Origin of the sequence: Bacillus sp. FJAT-25509 (genome assembly GCF_001420605.1) — a bacterium.
In the GTDB taxonomy this organism is placed as follows: domain Bacteria; phylum Bacillota; class Bacilli; order Bacillales; family Bacillaceae_G; genus Gottfriedia.
In genome coordinates this window covers 14086-34623 of record NZ_LJIZ01000012.1, presented here as the reverse complement: position 1 = coordinate 34623, position 20538 = coordinate 14086, and the positions used below count along the sequence as shown (strand labels likewise).

The 20538-nt window shown below is 33.2% G+C and carries 25 protein-coding genes; 17 read left to right on the top strand and 8 right to left on the bottom strand.

Translation table 11 applies throughout. The annotated features are described in order from the left end of the window. Positions 1 to 90: 90 nt before the first annotated feature. Positions 91 to 1080, bottom strand: coding sequence for a M23 family metallopeptidase (locus AN960_RS06825; RefSeq protein ID WP_056468729.1), 990 nt, complete (start codon positions 1078 to 1080; stop codon positions 91 to 93). A 178-nt stretch (positions 1081 to 1258) separates the two neighbouring features. Between AN960_RS06825 and lipA the strand changes: the two genes are divergently transcribed. Next, positions 1259 to 2143 carry a lipoyl synthase gene (lipA, locus tag AN960_RS06820; protein ID WP_056468726.1) on the top strand — a complete coding sequence of 295 codons (885 nt, stop codon included), beginning with the start codon at positions 1259 to 1261 and terminating at the stop codon, positions 2141 to 2143. A gap of 43 nt (positions 2144 to 2186) precedes the next feature. Here the strand turns inward: lipA and AN960_RS06815 are convergent, their stop codons facing one another. Next, a complete protein-coding gene (locus tag AN960_RS06815; protein WP_056468723.1) occupies positions 2187 to 2798 on the bottom strand; it encodes a YhcN/YlaJ family sporulation lipoprotein in 612 nt (203 codons plus the stop codon). A gap of 91 nt (positions 2799 to 2889) precedes the next feature. On the opposite strand from AN960_RS06815, the gene AN960_RS06810 reads away from it, so the two are divergent. After that, positions 2890 to 3165: a YutD family protein gene (locus AN960_RS06810; RefSeq protein ID WP_056468720.1), complete on the top strand. Its 276-nt coding sequence runs from the start codon at positions 2890 to 2892 to the stop codon at positions 3163 to 3165. 363 nt (positions 3166 to 3528) lie between these two features. On the opposite strand, the gene AN960_RS06805 is transcribed toward AN960_RS06810, so the two are convergent. Together AN960_RS06805 and glpX are read right to left on the bottom strand one after the other, a co-directional pair. Further along, on the bottom strand, positions 3529 to 3798 hold the full coding sequence (locus tag AN960_RS06805; RefSeq protein ID WP_025672291.1) for a DUF3055 domain-containing protein: 270 nt from the start codon (positions 3796 to 3798) through the stop codon (positions 3529 to 3531). Positions 3799 to 3813: 15 nt separating this feature from the next. Beyond that, positions 3814 to 4782 (bottom strand): class II fructose-bisphosphatase, encoded by a 969-nt coding sequence (gene glpX / locus AN960_RS06800; RefSeq protein ID WP_056468716.1) that lies wholly within the window; start codon positions 4780 to 4782, stop codon positions 3814 to 3816. Positions 4783 to 4931: 149 nt separating this feature from the next. Between glpX and AN960_RS06795 the strand changes: the two genes are divergently transcribed. Together AN960_RS06795 and nucF are read left to right on the top strand one after the other, a co-directional pair. Continuing rightward, positions 4932 to 5381, top strand: coding sequence for a DUF86 domain-containing protein (locus AN960_RS06795; protein WP_056468712.1), 450 nt, complete (start codon positions 4932 to 4934; stop codon positions 5379 to 5381). Between the two features lie 86 nt (positions 5382 to 5467). Then, positions 5468 to 6238 carry a 5' nucleotidase NucF gene (gene nucF, locus AN960_RS06790; protein WP_056468709.1) on the top strand — a complete coding sequence of 257 codons (771 nt, stop codon included), beginning with the start codon at positions 5468 to 5470 and terminating at the stop codon, positions 6236 to 6238. Between the two features lie 118 nt (positions 6239 to 6356). On the opposite strand, the gene AN960_RS06785 is transcribed toward nucF, so the two are convergent. Continuing rightward, complete coding sequence (locus AN960_RS06785) at positions 6357 to 6878, bottom strand: phosphatidylglycerophosphatase A family protein (RefSeq protein ID WP_056468706.1); 522 nt, start codon at positions 6876 to 6878, stop codon at positions 6357 to 6359. A gap of 618 nt (positions 6879 to 7496) precedes the next feature. On the opposite strand from AN960_RS06785, the gene yutH reads away from it, so the two are divergent. Continuing rightward, entirely contained in the window at positions 7497 to 8495 is a 999-nt protein-coding gene (gene yutH, locus AN960_RS06780) for a spore coat putative kinase YutH (protein WP_056469027.1), read from the top strand. A 42-nt stretch (positions 8496 to 8537) separates the two neighbouring features. On the opposite strand, the gene AN960_RS06775 is transcribed toward yutH, so the two are convergent. Next, positions 8538 to 8765 (bottom strand): NifU family protein, encoded by a 228-nt coding sequence (locus AN960_RS06775; RefSeq protein ID WP_025671774.1) that lies wholly within the window; start codon positions 8763 to 8765, stop codon positions 8538 to 8540. A gap of 122 nt (positions 8766 to 8887) precedes the next feature. Here AN960_RS06775 and AN960_RS06770 point away from each other — a divergent pair, with 122 nt between their 5' ends. From AN960_RS06770 to AN960_RS06760, 3 genes are all read left to right on the top strand, one after another. Beyond that, positions 8888 to 9190 carry a DUF1462 family protein gene (locus AN960_RS06770; protein ID WP_049819759.1) on the top strand — a complete coding sequence of 101 codons (303 nt, stop codon included), beginning with the start codon at positions 8888 to 8890 and terminating at the stop codon, positions 9188 to 9190. Between the two features lie 766 nt (positions 9191 to 9956). Continuing rightward, positions 9957 to 10376, top strand: coding sequence for an NfeD family protein (locus AN960_RS06765; protein WP_056468704.1), 420 nt, complete (start codon positions 9957 to 9959; stop codon positions 10374 to 10376). Positions 10377 to 10391: 15 nt separating this feature from the next. Next, positions 10392 to 11357: an SPFH domain-containing protein gene (locus AN960_RS06760; RefSeq protein WP_216600069.1), complete on the top strand. Its 966-nt coding sequence runs from the start codon at positions 10392 to 10394 to the stop codon at positions 11355 to 11357. 72 nt (positions 11358 to 11429) lie between these two features. On the opposite strand, the gene AN960_RS06755 is transcribed toward AN960_RS06760, so the two are convergent. After that, positions 11430 to 12497 (bottom strand): NAD(P)/FAD-dependent oxidoreductase, encoded by a 1068-nt coding sequence (locus tag AN960_RS06755; RefSeq protein ID WP_056468701.1) that lies wholly within the window; start codon positions 12495 to 12497, stop codon positions 11430 to 11432. A 196-nt stretch (positions 12498 to 12693) separates the two neighbouring features. Here AN960_RS06755 and AN960_RS06750 point away from each other — a divergent pair, with 196 nt between their 5' ends. The 3 genes from AN960_RS06750 to AN960_RS24855 all read left to right on the top strand — a co-directional run bounded on the left by AN960_RS06750 (position 12694) and on the right by AN960_RS24855 (position 14497). Further along, on the top strand, positions 12694 to 12930 hold the full coding sequence (locus AN960_RS06750; protein WP_056468696.1) for a YuzB family protein: 237 nt from the start codon (positions 12694 to 12696) through the stop codon (positions 12928 to 12930). A gap of 346 nt (positions 12931 to 13276) precedes the next feature. Further along, the gene (gene dapF, locus AN960_RS06745; protein ID WP_056468694.1) at positions 13277 to 14143 is read left to right on the top strand and encodes a diaminopimelate epimerase; all 867 of its coding nucleotides are present in this window, start codon (positions 13277 to 13279) and stop codon (positions 14141 to 14143) included. After that, a complete protein-coding gene (locus AN960_RS24855; RefSeq protein WP_056468693.1) occupies positions 14144 to 14497 on the top strand; it encodes a HesB/IscA family protein in 354 nt (117 codons plus the stop codon). A 307-nt stretch (positions 14498 to 14804) separates the two neighbouring features. Here the strand turns inward: AN960_RS24855 and AN960_RS06735 are convergent, their stop codons facing one another. Further along, positions 14805 to 15794 (bottom strand): NAD(P)/FAD-dependent oxidoreductase, encoded by a 990-nt coding sequence (locus AN960_RS06735; protein WP_056468688.1) that lies wholly within the window; start codon positions 15792 to 15794, stop codon positions 14805 to 14807. Positions 15795 to 16206: 412 nt separating this feature from the next. Between AN960_RS06735 and AN960_RS06730 the strand changes: the two genes are divergently transcribed. The 6 genes from AN960_RS06730 (at position 16207) to AN960_RS06705 (ending at position 20291) form a co-directional block, all read left to right on the top strand. Then, positions 16207 to 17424: an NAD(P)/FAD-dependent oxidoreductase gene (locus AN960_RS06730; RefSeq protein WP_056468680.1), complete on the top strand. Its 1218-nt coding sequence runs from the start codon at positions 16207 to 16209 to the stop codon at positions 17422 to 17424. 181 nt (positions 17425 to 17605) lie between these two features. After that, positions 17606 to 18085: an NUDIX hydrolase gene (locus AN960_RS06725; RefSeq protein WP_056468677.1), complete on the top strand. Its 480-nt coding sequence runs from the start codon at positions 17606 to 17608 to the stop codon at positions 18083 to 18085. A 94-nt stretch (positions 18086 to 18179) separates the two neighbouring features. After that, positions 18180 to 18497 carry a YuiB family protein gene (locus AN960_RS06720; protein WP_056469021.1) on the top strand — a complete coding sequence of 106 codons (318 nt, stop codon included), beginning with the start codon at positions 18180 to 18182 and terminating at the stop codon, positions 18495 to 18497. 83 nt (positions 18498 to 18580) lie between these two features. Beyond that, positions 18581 to 19228: a 3D domain-containing protein gene (locus tag AN960_RS06715; RefSeq protein ID WP_056468674.1), complete on the top strand. Its 648-nt coding sequence runs from the start codon at positions 18581 to 18583 to the stop codon at positions 19226 to 19228. Between the two features lie 3 nt (positions 19229 to 19231). Continuing rightward, the gene (locus AN960_RS06710; RefSeq protein WP_056468671.1) at positions 19232 to 19693 is read left to right on the top strand and encodes an SRPBCC family protein; all 462 of its coding nucleotides are present in this window, start codon (positions 19232 to 19234) and stop codon (positions 19691 to 19693) included. A gap of 211 nt (positions 19694 to 19904) precedes the next feature. Continuing rightward, positions 19905 to 20291 carry a PaaI family thioesterase gene (locus tag AN960_RS06705; protein ID WP_286131624.1) on the top strand — a complete coding sequence of 129 codons (387 nt, stop codon included), beginning with the start codon at positions 19905 to 19907 and terminating at the stop codon, positions 20289 to 20291. The last annotated feature ends 247 nt before the right edge of the window (positions 20292 to 20538 follow it).

Here is a 20538-nt window from a genome sequence, read left to right as displayed (position 1 = left end):
ACACCAGTATAAATTAGTCTGCTTTTTTATTTTACATTACTCAACTACTCCTTTGGCTTCGCCTAAAAACTCGGAAATCGACGAGTTTTTTTATTTGTTTCTATCTTGACGCTCCCAAAGACTTAATCTTGGATAAGGATCAAAAGACCACTCTGCGTAACCATTGTCTTTGTATATACCATAGTGTAAATGCGGAGGGAATTTTCCAGATGTCCCTGGAGGTCCGTAACCAGTACTTCCAACATAACCGATGAGTGTTCCTGGCTCTACTACTTGCCCTCTTTGAATGTCTTTGTTAAAGCCCCCTAGATGAGCGTAGTAATGATAATTATTATTTAAGTCTCGAATTCCGATTCTCCATCCTCCAATGCGATTCCAGCCCTTTGTTTCAATAATTCCATAGCATGTGGACCTTACAGGAGTACCATAATTTGCAAATATATCAGTACCTTCATGAACTCTTCGTCCGCCAAAGCTTCGAGGGGCACCCCATGTACTTCGATAACTATGTGTACTGTGAATTGGTAATGGGAACGCATTACCTTCTATATTTAACTTTCCGTAATACTGATATAAACGGGCATATTCATCGATAATATCAACAGTTATTGCTCTTTGGTAGTAATCCCATAGCATCATTCGGATATATTGCCTAGATGGCCCATAGAAATGTAATCGATGAATGAAAGTGTATAGAATATCCTCATCATCTTCTAGTGAAGCTTTTCCATCACTATTTCCATCTAAACCAATTCCGCTAAATAAATGGATTGTAGGGGCGTATGTGTCTTTCTTAACCGGATTTGAAAGCCCGCTCCAATCCTCTGGCTTGATATAAATTGAGAGGACACCATTTTCGCGCTTTGGTATATCGTTTCTTACACTGCGGACATTGCGTTCATAAGTATCGATCGCAGCAAAGTAATACCAAGGAATAAAGGTTAGTGTTTCACCTTTTTTATATAAGGCCATTCGTTCTTTATTAAGCTGAGCTTGATCAATTTCTTCTGCATTTGTAAATGATGGCACAATGAACATAACCACCATACTAAAGAGTACAATTATTTTTTTCAAAACCATCATCCTTTAAATTGATTTACATATATAGTTTGGTTAAAGAAGCAACTTTCATAAATGGAAATTATAGGGATAATCAAACGAAAGTTTTTCATATCCGTGAAAAATGTAGTAATATATAAACTATTGGAAGAAAAAAATGAAATATGTCGTAAACGAATAAACGTTGGAGGAATTTCAAATGGCATCAAAAAAGGAAGAATATTTAAGAAAGCCTGAGTGGCTAAAAATAAAATTAAACACAAATGAATCTTACACAGAATTAAAGAAAATGATGCGCTCAAAAAATCTTCACACTGTTTGTGAAGAAGCTCGTTGTCCAAATATCCATGAATGTTGGGCTGTAAGAAAAACAGCTACATTTATGATTTTAGGTGCGGTTTGTACTCGTGCATGTCGTTTTTGTGCAGTTAAAACTGGTTTACCAACTGAGCTTGATCTACAAGAACCAGTTCGTGTTGCAGAATCAGTAACACAAATGAACTTAAAGCACGTAGTAATTACAGCGGTTGCTCGTGATGACTTAAGAGACGGTGGAGCAGCTGTATTTGCAGAAACTGTTAGAGAAGTTAGAAAAGCAAATCCATTTACTACAATTGAAGTTTTACCGTCTGATATGGGTGGGAAATTTGAAAACCTTAAAATGCTAATGGATGCAAAACCAGATATTATGAACCATAATATTGAAACAGTAAGAGAATTAACACCACGTGTTCGTGCAAGAGCTACGTATGAAAGATCACTAGAATTTTTACGTAGAGCAAAAGAAATTAACCCTAGCATCCCTACAAAATCAAGCATCATGCTTGGTTTAGGTGAAACAAATGAGCAAATTTACGAAGCTATGGATGATTTACGTGCAGCAGGTGTAAATATCATTACATTAGGTCAATATTTACAACCAACGAAAACTCATTTATCTGTAAAAAAATACTATACTCCTGACGAGTTTGCAGCGCTAAAAGAAGTTGCATTAGGAAAAGGATTCTCACACTGTGAGGCTGGTCCTCTAGTTCGTTCATCATACCATGCTGACGAACAAGTTGAAGCTGCTAAGCAAGCATAATAAAAAAGCAAAAAGCACTAGCCCATGCTAGTGCTTTTATTTTTTATTTTGAAATCTGATCAAAATGCATGCTTTGTTTATCTACATCAAAACCTTGAGCTAAATCTTGTATTTGTTGCTCTAATTGACCATCATTAAGTTGACCATATTTATTTAGGTCCTCAATATTATTAATATTTTTTATCGAATTTGAAGTAAAGATATGATAGTAACTAGGAAGCGCTGATTGTGCTGTTTTTTCAACTTGCTTTCTAGCTAGTTTTTTATCACCATCAGATCGATAAGCAATCAATACCTCTTGGTCTGTAACTAGTGTAGCAGCATCGTCTATATCAGGAAGCTTTACAACTAAATAAGAAATGAATTTTGATACTTCTTGTTTATCAATTGTTAATGTATATTCACCATCTTTACCTAAAACATCTTGCTTTTGTAGTCTAGAAAAGCCATAATCTTTGTAAGAGTTATTTGACATTTTAGCATTTACATCGCCTAAATCCATCGGCTTTGTATTCAATTGTTTAGGTGTTGGATTTGATCGATGTTCATTTTTATATGTTACGTCCTCATAATCGAACTGTCTCGAATGACTTGGACCGAATGAACATCCTGTTAATAAAAATAAGGTTAATAAACAAACTAAATATTTACGCATATTAAATACCACCTTTTAATAATCATTGTAAAATTAGTATGCCAAAATATTGGTTACATATTTATGGGAGTAAAAGGAAGGAGAATACAAATTGGTTTGCATACAGAATATTTGCTATGAAGTAGTTGAAGATTACCGTGAAGGATTCAATGAAGAAGCCTTTAAAGCGAGATATGCAGAGATCCTTTCAAAGTATGATTACATTGTTGGGGATTGGGGCTATGAGCAACTAAGACTTAGAGGATTTTTTGATGATTCTCAAAAAAATGTTCCATATGATTCAAAAATAAGTACATTACGTGAATATATTTATGAGTACTGTAATTTTGGATGTAAATATTTTGTAGTTAAGAAAGTAAAAAATTAAATGATGGGTAACCCCATTTTTTCAGACTGCCCGCCAAACGCTTGCAATCAGTCTGAAATCAAGTTTATATAACTTTGTTTATATACCGAAATGATAGGGGAACCTATCATTTTTTTGTTTGTAAAGGGGATCACCAGAATTTTTAAGGAAAGTTGTCTGATCTTTATCATAAACAAATTTTGTGGATAAAATGTTTTTTGATTTTTTGAAACAATAAAAACCTTGTGGATAAGTTTGAATCTTTCAACAAGAATGTGAATAACTAAAGACTTAATCACACAAAAAAGTGGACAACTCTTTAGTTATCCACTATTTTTCAGATTATTTAGTAAAAATAAATTATTTATCCACAGGAACGAAAAATTAGAAAATAATTTCACTAAGGAAATCTAATAATTCAGCAGCCTTTTCTTCAGATATTCCGAAAGCAAATTCTAAGTAACCTTCTTCTTTTAAATCATCCGAACCAATAATTGCAAATCGATTACTTTGCATATCCATAATCATAACTTTGCCATAATGACGATCAGAGTATACTAAAGCAAGATCATGTCTTTGCTCTTCTCCCATAAAGCTTACAAAGCGAGTCTTTGCTTGAATAGTGTCATCATATAAGAAAAAACGTTCTGACATTTTTTTATTCCTCCATTATACTAAAATAAGATTTGGCTTGTATCCTAAATGGTGATGAGCTTTAATATGTCGCACAGTTTTTGTTTTACTTCTCATTACAATTGAATGAGTTTCGACTAAGTCTCCACCTAAGAAAGTAACACCTTCAAGTAATTCACCTGAAGTAACACCTGTAGCTGCAAAAATTGCATCGTCACCTTTTACTAAATCATTTAATGTTAATAATTGTCTTGGGTTATTAAGACCCATATCCATACAACGTAGTTCTTCTTCTTTATTCATTGGTACTAATCGAGCTTGCATGTCACCGCCAAGGGCTTTTATCGCTGCAGCGGCTATAACCCCTTCTGGTGCGCCTCCAGTACCTACAAAGAGATCGATTCCTGTTTGAGGTAATGCTGTAGCTATAACAGCACCAACATCTCCATCACCGAATAATTTAACTCGAGCACCTTTTTCACGAATTCGTTCAATGATTTCCTCATGACGAGGACGTTCTTGAATAATTACCGTTAAATCTTGTACACGTTTATTGTTTGCTTCAGCAATAATATCTATTGTTTTTTCAATCGGATCATCTAATGATATTTTACCTGCAGCACGAGGACCTACAGCTATTTTTTCCATATACATGTCAGGTGCATGTAGTAAGTTACCTTTATCAGAAATTGCGATTACTGCCATTGCATTTGCATGGCCTTTTGCAAGGATATTTGTTCCCTCAAGAGGATCGACTGCAATGTCTACCTCTGGTCCATTACCAGTTCCCAATTTCTCACCTATATAAAGCATTGGTGCCTCATCGAGTTCACCTTCACCAATTACTACAGTACCCGCCATATTCACTGAATCAAACATCGAACGCATTGCAGAAGTAGCAGCGTCATCAGCTTCATTTTTCTTACCGCGTCCCATCCAATGCGCAGAGGCAAGGGCAGCTGCTTCAGTAACTCTTACAATCTCAAGTGCTAATTCACGCTCCAAAAGTCCAACCCCCAGAAAAATATTCACCTATATAATATAACAAAAATCGTTAAGAAACGCTTTCATTTGTCGATTTTTTTCGAATTTAGCTATAAAATAAATATAAGTCCATAAAATGTAGAAGATAGAATTGAGAAGGAAGTGTACATATGTACTTTGTAAATCGTCAAAACATATTAGATCGAATTGAAATATTAAATTCAATGCTTGAATTTTATGCGTCAAACAGCCATCCAAAAAATAAGCTAGAAGAACTAGCTTTGGAAAGAATGACACATCTTTTGATAGACAGTATGTTAGATATTGGAAATACAATGATTGATGGCTTTATAATGAGGGACCCAGGAAGTTATGATGATATTGTTGATATTCTAATGGATGAAAAAGTTATAACTGCATCAATTGGGGAATCAATAAAAAAATTAATTCCAATTCGAAAACATTTATTACAGGATTACACATCTTCAATTACAGAAAAAATAGTGACGACATTAAGCGAAAATATAGAAGCATATAAGGAATTTCCGGTTTCGGTTCAAGCTTTTCTTGATAAAGAACTAGGAGTAATTAATGCTTTTAGTAGTGATGAGGAAAAATAATCTTAATTTTTCTATGAAAAAATTGATACTAATGCTGTTTTCATGTCTTACCGAGTGAGACAGCTTGACTAGTAAGGAGTGGCAATATGAAACAATATAAAGGATACTTAATCGATCTAGATGGAACTATGTATCGTGGTGAGGAGCAAATTGAGGAAGCTAGTCTTTTTATTAAGGCTCTAAAGGAAAAAAATATTCCATATCTATTTGTAACAAATAATTCTACACGTAGACCAGAACAAGTTGCTGATAAACTTAATTCCTTTAATATACCAACTACAAAAGAACAGGTCTTTACAACAAGTAATGCCACAGCAAATTACATAAAAGAACAAAAGGCAGATGCTACTGTTTATATGATAGGTGAAGAGGGCTTACAGTATGCCTTAGAAGAAGTTGGCTTAACAATTAAAGATGAAAACCCTGATTTTGTAATTAGTGGTTTAGATCGAAGTATTAATTATGAGAAATTAGCAAAGGCTTGTATAGCTGTAAGAAATGGTGCGACATTTATTTCTACTAATGGCGATATAGCGATACCGACTGAAAGAGGTTTATTACCTGGTAATGGTTCACTAACATCTGTTATAGCCGTATCTACTACAGTAAAACCAATTTTCATTGGAAAACCTGAATCAATTATTATGGAGCAAGCATTAAAAGTTCTTGGTGTTGCAAAAGAGGACACATTAATGATTGGTGATTATTATGATACAGACATCATGGCTGGGATTAATACTGGTGTTGACACATTAATTGTTCATACTGGTGTTACGACTAAAGATATGTTGTCAAATTACGAAACACAGCCAACTTATTCAGTTGACTCATTAGAAGAGTGGATTAAATATATTTAAGGAAACTATCTAGACTAGAAAAAACCCCACAAGTAATTAATTTACTTGTGGGGTATTTGTGTTATTTCAAATGAAAAAGAGGTCTCAAATGTAGATTCACTTATGAGACCACTCTTTTTTATTCATCTTCAGCTTTAATTTGATCAGCCTTTTTATGTGCGGCACGATGCGCAAGTCGGCTAGATGCAGCAGCTGCAATCGCTCCAACAATATCATCTAAAAATGTATTTACTAAGCCTGTTGATTTATCGTTTAATCGTTCTAAAATTCCAGGTTTTAATTTATCGATGTAACCGTAATTCGTGAATCCAATTGAACCATATACATTTACAATTGATAAGGCAATTATTTCATCAATTCCATAAAGGCCTTCATCTTTTTTGATAATAGCCAACAAAGGCTCCTGTAGTTTATCTTGCTCTGCCAAAATATCTAATTCAATACCAGTAATGATGGCGTTTTGTATCTCACGTTTTGTCAAGACCCTCTGTACATTGTGTTTACACTCATCCAAAGATAAATTTTCATGATATTTATTCTGTAAAAAGAAAACTAAATCCGCAATGTCATCGAGCGTAACACCTCTTTTTTCTAATAACGATAATGCAGTCTTTTCTAAATCGTGATTTAAATATTCCATTTCATCACCTTTTCCTTATCGATTGATTTAATTACTATAAAAATAACTAAAATGGAGATTTCATAAAATAAGTAAAACTTTTACTATAAATTATTTTTAAGAAATAAGAGGATTAATTATATATGATTCGATATCGAACATAATTCCCCTTTATAAAAAAAGCTAAAACATAGTAAAAAATTTATTACTTATGTCTTATTTGCTAATCTACTTGCCTTCATATTTTGAAAAGTCCAGTTCAGGAGATTAGCCCCCTGCGTAAAATGCTTGTAGAGGCTGACCAACCCGCCTCCACATTTCGTGATGCCTTGTTCCAGCGAGTAGCCCACGAGGTCAATCTTTCTTGGCCTTTGTCTTATGCTTGTCAGGGCTGACCAACCCGCCTCCACTTTTCGTGATGTCTAGTTCCGGCGGGTAGCCCCTCGAGGTGTCGGGGCTGACCAACCCGCCTCCACTTTTCGTATATACTACGTCATTCTCTCCCTTTTTGTGTATGGCCATTCGGGTTTATATATGGAAAGTGAAAAAGTAGGGTACAGGTTTTTGGATTTGTGACATATATATTAATAAGTAGTTATAAGAAGGATGTGAGTGATGATGTTTATTCGCAACCAAAACATCATTCAAGACATGTTTACTCATTATCAAATTCAACCAGCTGAATTACTTCAAGTCCAGTCATATTACATGTTTTGGCAGCGGAATAGGGTGTATTTTCTTGCTCCTATTGGAAATTTAAAAGAAGATGATTTGCAAGAAATGAAGAGTTTAAGTGATTTTATGAGCTCAACTGGAGATCAATCGGTCGCAACCTTTGTTCAAAATGTTCAAGGGTACTATGTGAGTAAGATTGATGGAAATAATTATTCTTTATTTAAGAGTAACAGACAAAATGAACGCAGTAATAATAACGGTGAAGAACTAGCAATTTTTCATTTAAGAGGGAAAAAATATTCAGATGAATTGAAAAGATTAAATAGGATTGGGAAATGGAAGAATTTATGGGAAAAACGTTTAGAGCAATTAGAAAGATTTTGGCAAAGTAAAGTGAATAGCCATCCTGAAAATTTTTTCGAACAAATATTTATTGAATCTTTTCCCTATTATCTCGGAATGACTGAAAATGCGATTCAATATGTTGTAGACACTGAATTAGATGATACTCCCCAAGTTGTTGATGCAGCAACAATTTGTCATCAAAAAATGACTGAACGAAGACAGAAAGAAATTCATTTTGCAAAAGTACCGATTGAATGGATTTATGATCATCCAAGCAGAGACCTTGCTGAATGGGTTAGGGATGAATATTTAGAGAATCATGAAAATTATCAAAAGAAAATCCTTTCATTCTTTTATGGTTATGAAAAGAAAAGTCCATTATCTACTTTTGCGTGGCGTTTGTTATTTGCAAGACTTCTTTTTCCAGTACATTACTTTGAAACAATCGAAGGATATTATTTGGCAAGGAGCGATGCGGATCGGAAAAGGTATGAACGTAAGTTAGTTAATTATCTTGAAAACACTAGTGAGTTTGAAGCTTTTTTAGGTGGGTTTTATGATTTAATCGGATTACCAACTGCTAAGTTAGGGATTAGAGAAATTAAATGGCTAAAATAAAAGAGAGGGTTTTATACCCTCTCTTTTAGTATTGAAAATATATTAGAATACTTGCTCTACCTCAATTACACCAGGTACTTCTTCTAATAAAGCTCGCTCAATACCAGCTTTTAATGTAATAGTTGAACTTGGGCAGCTACCACATGCACCTAAAAGGCGAAGTTTAACAATTCCATCCTCAATATCAACTAAATCAACGTCTCCACCATCGCGTAGTAAAAACGGTCTTAATTTATCTAAAACTTCTTGTACTTGTTCTTTCATGTCCATTCATATCGACTCCTTTCACTAATTTTATTATAATCAGTTAAGAGGAAAAAATCTATTACAGAGTACTTTGTGTGTTTGAAATTATTTTTGGACACACTCTTATTGTATGCTAGGAGGAGAAAATGAGTAATAAAATTTTAGTGGAAGTTTTTGGAGCTGAAGTAATATGTGCAAGTTGTGTAGGAATGCCATCATCAATTGAAACTTTTGAATGGCTTCAAGCTGCACTTCAAAGAAAATATCCTGACTTAGCCTTTGATTTTCAATACATTGATATATTTAATGTAGAAAATAATGAAAAAGAAGATTTCGCTGAACGAGTTAGAAATGATGAGTTTTTCTATCCGGTAGTACTAGTAAATGGAAATGTTGTTGGTGAAGGTAATCCAAAATTAAAAGATGTTTATAACGCTATTGAACTATAATGAATTAAAACCCCTTACATGAATTTAAGGGGTTTTTACGCTGTTGAAAAAAAAACCGTCAATTAAATTCCAAATTTTCGTAAAAGGAGTAGAGTGATGTTGATTTCCACTACAAGATGCTCGCTTTCCATGTGGCGAGATTCTTTAGCCTCCTCGGCAAGCCTGCGGGGTCTCAGCCTTCCCGCATATCCCATAGGAGTCGAGCACCCCTTTCGTTCTAATCAACTTATTCATCAAAAAAGTCTGCAATAAATCCTAATCAAATAGCCTTTACTTAGAGTAACTTAACTGTTGTATATTAGTCAGCTTGTAGGTCAATTAATTTCGAACATTATTTAAATAAAAAATTGAATTTGTTTTTCCAAAAATTAGCTCTTAATATTTTTAACTTTTGAAATAAATCATTACTAGTGTTATTGGAATCAAATAGCTCAAATATACTAACATTTAAAACCATTAATAGATCATCCAAAAAAAATAATTCATCATTAAATAAATGTTCATTTAATGGCCGTTTTTCCTATTGACCATTTTATATTTCAACACTCTGAAACCCCCTTACAAAAATGTAAGGGGGTTTTTATTGATTATAAATTGCTTTTTGTTGGGTGCTTATTGTAATTGATTCTTTTCCAAAAAAATTAAAATGTTTTAATAAAATTCACTATTTTATGTAAAATGCTGAAGATTTACATGATAGAATAGAAGTGTAAAACAAATAAATTGCAATTTTTGGCATATATATAGAATTGGGAGGAGGGGTGGAATGGTTGCAATTAGTTTATTTGTAATTGGAGTTTTATTAATTATCATCGAAATGTTTTCATTAACCTTTGTATTCTTATGGATTGGTATTGCGAGCATTCTAGCATCAGTTGTAAATTATTTAACAGGATCCAACACCTTTACTTTTATCGTTTTTGTTATTAGTGCACTAATTTTATGGCTTAGTACAAAGAAATTTGCAAAAAGAATCCACCAGCAAAAAACGATTGAAAATGGAGTATATGCATTAATTGGTAAAGAGCTCGTTGTAGCTTCTGTTGAATTAGAGGATGATACAGTAGGAACAGCTAAAGTTTATGGAGATGAATGGACAATCCGTTCAACAGAACCTTTATTATTAAATGAAAAGGTAATTGTAACAAAAATAGAAGGTGCAACTTTATACGTGAAAAATAACTAATTGAGGAGAAGTGTTATGTCTGATGTAAGTTCTATGGTTGGTCCAATTATTATTGGTATTATTGTTTTATTCGTTGTGTTACTTTTGTTATCAAGTATTCGTATTGTTAGACAATCTGAAGTATATCTTGTAGAACGATTAGGGAAATTCCATCGTAAATTAGAGAGTGGAATCCACGTTGTAATGCCATTTGTTGAACGTGTAGCTAGTAAAAAAACATTGCGTGAGACTGTGGTAGATTTTCCACCACAATCGATGATTACAAAAGATAATGTTAGTATCCAAGTAGACTCAGTTGTCTTTTATCAAGTAACTGATGTTGTGCGTCATGAATACGAAATTGCTAATCCCCTGTCTGCGATTTCCAATTTGACTGCTACTACATTACGTAACTTAATAGGGGAATTAGATTTAGATGAAACTTTAACAAGTCGTGATACAGTTAATAATAAACTCCGTGCAATTCTTGACCAAGCAACTGATAAATGGGGAATGAAGGTTAATCGTGTAGAGATCCGAAATATTATTCCACCTGTTGATATACAAAATGCGATGGAGCGACAAATGCAAGCAGAACGTACACGTCGTGAAAAAGTATTAAATGCACAAGGTGAAAAAGAATCAAAAATCCTGAAAGCGGAAGGAGAAAAGCAATCAAAAATTCTTGAAGCAGAAGGGGAACGTTTAAGCCAAGTTGAAAAAGCTCGAGGAGATAAAGATTCTCAAGTTTTACGCGCTGAAGGGGAAGCGGAAGCAATCATTAAACTTGCCGAAGCGAAAGCTAGAGGGGAACAAGTTGTGTTAGATGTTTGGAGAAATGCAGAGCCAACTAAAGAAATGGTTCAATTGCGTTCAATGGAAGCTTTAGAAAAAGTAGCTTATGGTCATGCATCAAAACTTGTTATTCCGACAGACGCTACAAAGCTTTTAGGAATGGTTGAAAGTGTAAAAGAAGTTATTAAATCTGACAAAACAGAATAAAAAAAGGCCCTTTAACAATTAAGTTAAGGGGCTTTTTTGCATATAAGTATAGCTAAAAAGATAATTTAATCATCAACCGTTATGGTATTTATACATCCATAAGATTCCAGACTTAATTAATCTTGGAACACGTCCGATTAGTGGGCGTTCATTGAATAGTCCAAAACCATGTTTTTTACCTAATGAGCCCATAATACCTTTTAATTTTATTTTAGGCATTTCTTCTGGAAGGTCTTCACCTTTCCATTTCTTTTGTAAAATCATAACGATTTGTTCTGCTTGAGCTTCAGCAAGCTGTGCAGAAGGTGCATATGGTAATGATGCACAATCTCCCACTACATAAACATGCTCGTCGTTTGGCATGTGATGATATTTTGTTACAACGATTCTTCCTGTATTGTCTTTTTCTACGTCTAAATTGCGGACAACTTCAACTGGTTGAATTCCCGCTGTCCAAATAACAGCGTCACAATGAATTTCATCATCATGGTTAAATAAAGTATTTTTCTCAACTTTTGTAATGTTTGAATTGCTAACAATTTTTACATCGTGCTCAATAAACCAGTTTTGTACATAATAACTAAGTTTTTCTGGAAACATTGATAAAATTCGGCTTCCACGATCAAAAAGTAAAATTTGTAAATCGCTTCTACTTTCTCTTAATTCACTAGCTACTTCTACACCACTTAAACCAGCACCTACAACACCGATTACTGAATTAGGAGGTAGACTGTTTACATTTTCATAAGCGTTTCTTGTTTTTTCAATTGTTTGAATACTATAAGTATGTTCTGGTGCACCAGGTACATTATGGTATTTATCCTCACAACCTAAACCGATAATCAAATCATCATAAGAAACTGATTTTCCATTGCTTAATTCTACTTTCTTGTTTGCCGTATCAATTGTAGTAATATCTCCATATACCACCTTTAATTTCTCATGAGTTGGTATTGGTATTCTAATATGTTGCTCTGGAACCGTACCTGCAACTAATGCATAATACTCAGTTTTAAAGCAATGAAAAGAATTTCGATCAATCAATGTGATATGAACATCCTCAGGTAAATCAGATGTTAATAGACGTGACAAAGCACGAATATTTCCATATCCGGCACCTAGTAATACGAGGTTTTTCATAGTTGATGTTCCCCTTTTGTTTTATTAGCGTTGAATGAAAAAATTTTTCTATTTTTCGACAATTATATTATATATATTTTATGTTAAAATAACAACGCCTAACTCCGTAAAATAAAGCTCATTCCATTTATTCTCAAAAGGATTGACGTTTTAAAAAAAAAAGAGTAACTTTATGAGGAGCAAGGAGTGAAAAATAGTGAGACCATTAGTCGAATTTTGTATAAAAAACCTAGCAGACGGTGCACAAAAAGCTTTAGAACAGCTTGAACGTGATCCAAATCTAGACATACTAGAATATGGCTGCCTTGGATATTGTGGAAAATGTAGTCTATCACTTTTTGCACTAGTTGAAGGGGAAGTAGTAACTGGAGAAACGGCAACCGAGCTAGTAGATAATATTTATATTTTCTTAGAAGAAAATATGTTGATATAAGAAGCACTGTTAATAATTAACAGTGCTTTTTCTATTTTTCGAGCTATTTCAACAATATTTTAGTTTTCCACATAATCCCTTTTACATCCCTCATTCATTCACTAAATTAAATATTTCACTAATAGGAAAAAATTACTATTCTTTAGATTGATTACATTAACCAATATTATTTTTATTACGTACACTATTTTTAATTATTTAGCAAAATTAATGCAAAAAAAATGAGCATTCACCTAAGTGAAGCTCTTAAAATGTTTCTATATCGAGAAACGGGGGATGTTCTTATTGTGCTCAATTCATTTAAATTTTATACTTGTAGTAATAAAAAAAGTAAGGAGTCATGAAAATGAATTCTTTTCGTTATACAAAAATGCATGGGCTAGGAAATAACTATATTTATGTCGATATGTTTGAAGAAAATTTAAGAGAAGAAGAGCTGTCTAAAATTGCAGTTGAAGTTTCAAATGTTAATACAGGAATTGGTAGTGACGGAATGATATTAATCTGTCCATCAGAAGTTGCAGATGTAAAAATGCGAGTATTTAATAATGATGGATCAGAAGCTAAAAATTGTGGTAATGGTCTAAGATGTGTAGCTAAATATGCATTTGAACATGGAATTGCAAATAATACTTCATTTAAGATTGAAACGATAAGTACAATAGTTAAAGCAACAGTACATGTTGAAAATAATATTGTTAATCAAGTAACAATAAATATGGGTAAACCAATATTCCAAAGATCACAAATCCCAATGATTGGTGATGACCAGGAATATGCTAGGGACAGATTTTTATTTGAAGAAAAAAGCTATGAATTTACAGCTGTTTCGATGGGCAATCCACATGCTGTTTTTGAAGTAAGTGATATTAAAAAAGCACCATTAACAACTTTAGGTCCAATTGTTGAAAAACATGATTTATTTCCGGAAAGCGTAAATGTTGAATTTATCGAATGTTTGCCGCATAATGAGATAAATTTCGTTGTATGGGAGCGAGGTTCAGGTGTAACTCAAGCTTGTGGAACAGGGGCATGTGCTGCAGCAGTCGCTATGATACAAGAAGGTAAATATAAACGAGATGAACCAATAACTGTTCACCTACAAGGTGGAGATTTACAAATTACTTGGTCTACTGATGGGGATGTATGGATGAAAGGCCCAGCAGTTACAATAACAGAAGGCATATACTATACTCAAAGAGGAGTGATATAAATGATTACAGTTACTGAACAAGCAGGATTAAAAATTAAAGAAATGATTGAAAACGAAGAAGACCAAAATACTTTTGTTCGCTTAGGTGTAAAAGGTGGAGGTTGTTCTGGACTTTCATATGGACTTGGTTTCGATCCACAAAAAAATGATGATGACACAGAATTAGAATATTATGGCATTAAGTTTTTAATTGATAATGAAAGTGCTCCTATTTTAAAAGGTGTTGTTATTGATTTTAAAGAGTCGTTACTAGGTGGAGGATTTACAATCGATAATCCAAATGCAATCGCATCATGTGGATGTGGTTCAAGCTTTAGAACAGCTTCAAATGCTGGTACACCTGAAGAGTGCTAATAATAAGAATTTCTAATTGAAGAAATTTTTAATCAAAAATAGGATACTTTTGTATCCTATTTTTTCAATCAAACAAACTAGGCCAAATTCTCATTTGTTAATATTTTTACAAATTTGGGGTAAATTATTGAATCTTTTTTGAATTTGTGTACTATTATATAGTGTAGATATAAATTTGAAATGATTTTTTAAGCAGTTTGTTGTGAAATGGTTCACGAATTGCGTTGTAGAATGTTCAATGTATCACAAAGTATTTTTTAAAAAGACTGCCTATAAAAAGACAGTTCTTATGATTAAAATCTATATTTTAGAACATTGAAGAACTATGTCCAGGTTGTACTTTCGCAGTTGGATCAATATATGTTTTAGCATGGTTGATTGCTGTTGGTGCCTCACCAAACCCGGAAGCAATTAGTTTAACTTTTCCATCATATATACAAATATCTCCAGCAGCATAAATACCTGGAATATTTGTTTCCATGCGTGAGTTAACAACAATGTTATTCTTTTCAATGTTTAGACCCCAGTTTTTAATTGGTCCTAGAGAAGAAACAAAACCATAGTTAACGATTACATCATCAACTTCGATTTCAATACGATCTTCAGATTTTGCATTTTGAAGAACAACTTTTTCAATACGTTCTTTACCAACGATTGCAACAGGGATCCAAGGAGTTGTTACTTCTACTTTAGAGTGCATTAAGTTTTCAACGCTATGCTCATGAGCTCTAAATTTATCACGACGGTGAACTAGTGTTACTTTTTCAGCGATGGGTTCAAGCATTAATGACCAGTCTACAGCAGAATCTCCGCCACCGAAAACAATAACTCGTTTACCAGCAAATTTATTCATGTCATCTACGAAGTAATGTAGGTTTGCTTTTTCGAATTTTTCAGAACCTGCGATTTCAAGTTTACGTGGTTGGAATGCACCATTTCCTGCAGTGATGATTATAGCTTTTGTATAATGCTCAAAACCATCATTACAAACTAAATGGAATACTCCATCTTCACCTTTAGTAATTGTTTGAACTGATTGCTCTAAACAAACGGTAGGATTAAATTTTTTCATTTGCTCTTTTAAGTTATTAATTAACTCTTGAGCGCGTACTTTTGGAAAGCCAGCAACATCATAAATATATTTTTCAGGGTAAAGTGCAGATAATTGACCGCCAAGCTGTGGTAAACTTTCAATGATTTTTACACTAGCTTGTCGCATTCCACCATAAAAAGCAGTGAATAAACCAACCGGTCCGCCACCAATAATCGTTATATCATATACTTTTTCGTCTTTCATAAACGGAATGCCCCCCTTATGTATAAATGCATGTCATCTATAATAGAATAATATCATATTTTATGCCGATAAAATAAAAAAATGGTAATTAAACTATTGTAGAAATCTTTAATAAAACAAAGGTGTGAATCTAAAAAAACTTAATTTAGTTTAATATTTTGAGAATTCTACCGATTAGATTTATGCTTGAAATCTTACACAAAAAACTTTAATATTGTTATAGGCTAATTGTTAACATTTTGTGACAATTATTACGAAATATTTAGACAAATATCCCTATATAATCGTTTGCTCACTTATGTACTAATTTATAATGATTTAGATTGCTCACTATTGAGCTTAGTTATAGATTTAGAGATATTACAGCAAATTGTAGGTACTTAATATAATTTAAAAGGATGGTATGTATATCATGAATAAGCCTAAGATTGTAATCCTTGGAGCTGGGTATGGTGGAATTATTACTGCAACTCGACTTCAAAAAACATTATCTGCAAATGAAGCGGACATTACACTAGTAAATAAAAACAGCTACCACTACCAAGCAACATGGTTACATGAAAATGCAGCAGGTACATTACACCATGACCGTACACGTCTTGATATTAAAGACGTGATTAATCAAGATAAAATTAACTTTATTCAAGATACTGTTACTCAAATCAAACCTGAAGAGAAGAAAGTATTTCTTTCTAACGGCGAATTAGACTATGATTATTTAGTAGTTGGACTTGGTTTTGAGTCAGAAACTTTCGGAATTAAAGGATTAAAAGAACATGCATTTTCAATTGCTAACATCAATGCTGCTCGTCAAATTCGTGAGCATATTGATTACAGCTTCTCTAAATACTACAACACTCCAGTTGAAAAACGCGATGAGTTATTAACAATTATCGTTGGTGGTGCTGGATTTACTGGTATTGAATTTGTTGGTGAACTTGCAAACCGTGTTCCAGAATTATGCAAAGAGTATGATATCGATCGTGATTTAGTTCGTATTATTTGCGTAGAGGCTGCACCAATGGTATTACCAGGTTTCGATCCTGAATTAGTTGACTATGCGGTTTCTCAATTAGAGAAAAAAGGCGTAGAATTCAAAATTGGTACAGCTATTAAAGAATGTACTGAAGAAGGAATCATCGTTGCTAAAGGTGATGTAGAAGAGAAAATCAACTCTGCAACAGTTGTTTGGGCTGCAGGTGTACGTGGAAATGCATTAGTAGAGCAAGCTGGTTTTGAAGCTATGCGTGGACGTGTAAAAGTTACAAAAGATATGCGTGTTCCTGGAAATGACGATGTATTTATCGTTGGTGACTCTGCTTTATTAATTGACGAAGCAAGTAACCGTCCATACCCACCAACAGCACAAATTGCAATTCAACAAGGATTTAATGTTGCACACAACTTAGCAGTACTAGTTCGTGGAAAAGGTGAATTAGAAGAATTCACACCAGACATTAAAGGTACAGTATGTTCATTAGGACATGATGATGCAATTGGCGTAGTTTACGGTAAAAAATTAACTGGTTGGAAAGCTTCATTTATGAAAAAAGTAATTGATAACCGTTATTTATTCGTACTTGGTGGACCAATGTTAGTTCTTAAAAAAGGTAAATTAAACTTTCTATAAGCATATTAGCTCGACTTAAGTCGAGCTTTTTCTTTGTACATTATTCAAAATTGAATTGGCAGCAGGGAGTTGACGTAGTTTCCAAGTTTAAGTATAAAATATAAAGGCAACTACGTCTCTGTCTTCTCCTAAAGGCTCGCCAATAGACGAGTTTTCTTTATCGTAAAGGTGGTCATAATAGATGAGTAAAAGAAGTAATGTATGGCTAGGAGTAGCAGGTTTAGTGAAAGACTCTAATGGAAGATGGTTAGTTGTAAAGAAAAAATATAGTGGCTTAAAAGGTTTATGGTCTTTACCAGCAGGTTTTGTAAAACAAGATGAAACTGTTGACCAAGCTGTATTGAGAGAGATTAAAGAGGAAACGGGCATAAACGCATCCTTAATAGGCTTAATAGGTGTTAGAACTGGTGTTATTCGTGAAGAAATTAGTGATAATATGTTAATTTTCTTATTACAGGCAAATGATACAACGATTTCGATTCAAGAAGAAGAGTTATCAGATGCACGTTTTATTTCTGAAGAAGAGCTAGTAAAAGATCCAACATCTTCATTACTAATTAAATACTTAATCGAAAATCCTCCGAATAAACCAATGGATGTGGTTAAAGGTTTAAACCCAGGAGATCAATTCCAATATACTACATATCATTTTATTAAGTAATTTTTAAATAGTTTGAATTTTTTTAAAATTGACGATAGGACAAGAAGGTTTTACACTGTATATAGAAAAAATGTGGGGTGTTTTTTATATGGTGATGAGTATTCCAGTTTTACTAATTTCAATATTGTTATTTTTCGTATTAGCTTTTGGAATCGGTTTCCTAGCAAATATGCTTTTTCGAACAACTTGGTTTATGGTAGTAATCTATCCGCTATTGATTGTTATGATTGTGGACAAGATTAGTACGGTAAAATATTTTACTAATACTACTGTAGCTTTTGAGACACTAAAAACAAACCTAATGGCAGTAGGAACCGGTGATATTGTTATTTTAACAGCTGGTCTAGTAGGAGCAATTATGTCAGGTGTAGTAATCCTTTCATTAAGAAAAAATGGATATCAAATGTTCTAACTTTCTCATGTATGAGAAAGTTTTTTTTATAATTTTTTTGTTTTAGGGAAAGATGAAAAGATGAAAAGGAGTGAAATGATTCATTGGGTATAAATAAAAAATTATTTAGACGAGTTATTTTATCTATTTTATTCATTATTGCTTTGTTTTCTTCTTTAAAAATTCTTGCAAATATTCAAGTCGCTACAATAAAAGGTTGGTTTAGTGATTCAATCGTAATAAATAAAGTATTTGCTGAAGAAAATAAAACGATCACAAATGAGAGCATAATGATTACAATGGCAAAAAACATCGAACATAATACGAATTGGGATAATTATAAAAAGATAACAGTTACAGCAACTGGATATACAGCTGGAAGGGAATCGACAGGAAAAAGTCCTAAAGACCATTCATATGGAATTACTTATTCAGGTGTGGAAGTAAAGAGAGATTTATTTTCGACCATTGCAGCTGACTTGAACGTATTTCCGATCGGAACGGTATTATTTATTCCTGGGTATGGATATGGAGTAGTAGCAGATAAAGGCGCAGCAGTAAAAGGCAATCATTTGGACTTATATTATCAAACTGTTGGAGATGTATTTGAGCATTGGGGAAAGAAGAAACTAGCTGTTTATATAATAAAACAGGGATCAGGAAGATTTACTGAATCAGATCTAAAAGAATTGAATGAACAAAACTCGTTACAAGTATTTAGGCAACAATCAAAGAATCAAATTGGAGAATAGATCATGGAAAATATAAATTATAGCTTAATCATTAATGCACCAATCGAAGCTGTTTTTGAAGTTGTTGATTCAGATGAGCATTTAAAAAAGTGGATGGAAGGTTTTATAGAGAATCAGTATGATGAAAATTATAATAGAGAAAATCCAGTTGGTCATAAGTTTAAGCAAAAGTTAGAAGAAGATGGGGAAATTCAAGAATATGATGGCGAAATCATTTCCTATAGCCCACCAAAAGAATTGGGTATTCGATTAAAGCATACTAATTATACAGCAGATGCGGTCTATCGATTTTTTTCTGTTGAATCAAATCAGACCCGGTTAGATTATGAATGTAGCTTGGAAATGTCTTCAGTAGTAGCTAAAATGACGGGCTTCATACTCAGTTGGTTCACAAAACGAAATTTAGTAAAACAAATGGATAGTTTAAAAAATTACGCAGAAAAACGGTTTGATGGCGTACTATAAAAACATGCCCCTTGCAATTGCAAGGGGTTTACAACGTTACTAGTAAATTTATTTCGAATAAAAGGATAATCTTTTCATTACCTCGAATTTAAAATATGTAAAATTTTATAATAAAATAGAATTTGTTAAACATAATCTTTTGTTCAAACAAGTATGACGAAAATAGATTTTGTTTAAAGCACGTAAGCTTTAATCGAGAGGCGGAGGAGTAATGGAAGAGAAAATGACCTTAATGCATGCTTTAGGCATGACGATAGAGTCTGTTGAAGAAGGCAAAGTAGTGATGAAAATGGAGGTAACGGAAAAAGTACATCAACCGTTTGGTTATTTACACGGTGGTGCTTCAGTTGCTTTAGCTGAAACAGTTGCGAGTGTAGGGACGTTTTCGATGATTGATCAAGAGAATCAACTCGCTTTTGGCCTTGAAATAAACGCAAATCATATACGTTCTGTTCGTGACGGTGTCGTAACAGCGATCGGAACTGCAGTACATACAGGTAAAACGACAATGGTTTGGGATATAAAAATTTATTCCGAGGATGAGCAGTTAGTTTGTATCTCAAGATGTACAGTTGCGATTAAAGATAAAAGAAATTAACATAAAAAACTGCTAAATTACAATTATAATTTAGCAGTTTTTTTATGGACGTGGATATCAAACGAATGACACTTGGTTAAAGGATGAGTCGAGTTTCTTAAATATTAAATGTAATTTAAAATGATTATTTCTAAAAAGAAAAAGTAGAAACTCATCAATTTTATCTTAAACTTATGGTAAAATAATTAAGTTGTGTATATAAAAATTCGAAGATAAGTGAGACATCCTCTATTTAAGGATTTTTGAA

Excerpts from the sequence above, each read along its gene's own strand:
- AN960_RS06825 (WP_056468729.1), bottom strand. The coding sequence starts at position 1,080 with ATGGTTTTGAAAAAAATAATTGTACTCTTTAGTATGGTGGTTATGTTC.
- lipA (WP_056468726.1), top strand. The coding sequence starts at position 1,259 with ATGGCATCAAAAAAGGAAGAATATTTAAGAAAGCCTGAGTGGCTAAAA.
- AN960_RS06815 (WP_056468723.1), bottom strand. The coding sequence starts at position 2,798 with ATGCGTAAATATTTAGTTTGTTTATTAACCTTATTTTTATTAACAGGA.
- AN960_RS06805 (WP_025672291.1), bottom strand. The coding sequence starts at position 3,798 with ATGTCAGAACGTTTTTTCTTATATGATGACACTATTCAAGCAAAGACT.
- AN960_RS06795 (WP_056468712.1), top strand. The coding sequence starts at position 4,932 with ATGTACTTTGTAAATCGTCAAAACATATTAGATCGAATTGAAATATTA.
- nucF (WP_056468709.1), top strand. The coding sequence starts at position 5,468 with ATGAAACAATATAAAGGATACTTAATCGATCTAGATGGAACTATGTAT.
- AN960_RS06785 (WP_056468706.1), bottom strand. The coding sequence starts at position 6,878 with ATGGAATATTTAAATCACGATTTAGAAAAGACTGCATTATCGTTATTA.
- AN960_RS06775 (WP_025671774.1), bottom strand. The coding sequence starts at position 8,765 with ATGGACATGAAAGAACAAGTACAAGAAGTTTTAGATAAATTAAGACCG.
- AN960_RS06770 (WP_049819759.1), top strand. The coding sequence starts at position 8,888 with ATGAGTAATAAAATTTTAGTGGAAGTTTTTGGAGCTGAAGTAATATGT.
- AN960_RS06765 (WP_056468704.1), top strand. The coding sequence starts at position 9,957 with ATGGTTGCAATTAGTTTATTTGTAATTGGAGTTTTATTAATTATCATC.
- AN960_RS06760 (WP_216600069.1), top strand. The coding sequence starts at position 10,392 with ATGTCTGATGTAAGTTCTATGGTTGGTCCAATTATTATTGGTATTATT.
- AN960_RS06755 (WP_056468701.1), bottom strand. The coding sequence starts at position 12,497 with ATGAAAAACCTCGTATTACTAGGTGCCGGATATGGAAATATTCGTGCT.
- dapF (WP_056468694.1), top strand. The coding sequence starts at position 13,277 with ATGAATTCTTTTCGTTATACAAAAATGCATGGGCTAGGAAATAACTAT.
- AN960_RS24855 (WP_056468693.1), top strand. The coding sequence starts at position 14,144 with ATGATTACAGTTACTGAACAAGCAGGATTAAAAATTAAAGAAATGATT.
- AN960_RS06735 (WP_056468688.1), bottom strand. The coding sequence starts at position 15,794 with ATGAAAGACGAAAAAGTATATGATATAACGATTATTGGTGGCGGACCG.
- AN960_RS06730 (WP_056468680.1), top strand. The coding sequence starts at position 16,207 with ATGAATAAGCCTAAGATTGTAATCCTTGGAGCTGGGTATGGTGGAATT.
- AN960_RS06725 (WP_056468677.1), top strand. The coding sequence starts at position 17,606 with ATGAGTAAAAGAAGTAATGTATGGCTAGGAGTAGCAGGTTTAGTGAAA.
- AN960_RS06720 (WP_056469021.1), top strand. The coding sequence starts at position 18,180 with ATGAGTATTCCAGTTTTACTAATTTCAATATTGTTATTTTTCGTATTA.
- AN960_RS06710 (WP_056468671.1), top strand. The coding sequence starts at position 19,232 with ATGGAAAATATAAATTATAGCTTAATCATTAATGCACCAATCGAAGCT.
- AN960_RS06705 (WP_286131624.1), top strand. The coding sequence starts at position 19,905 with ATGGAAGAGAAAATGACCTTAATGCATGCTTTAGGCATGACGATAGAG.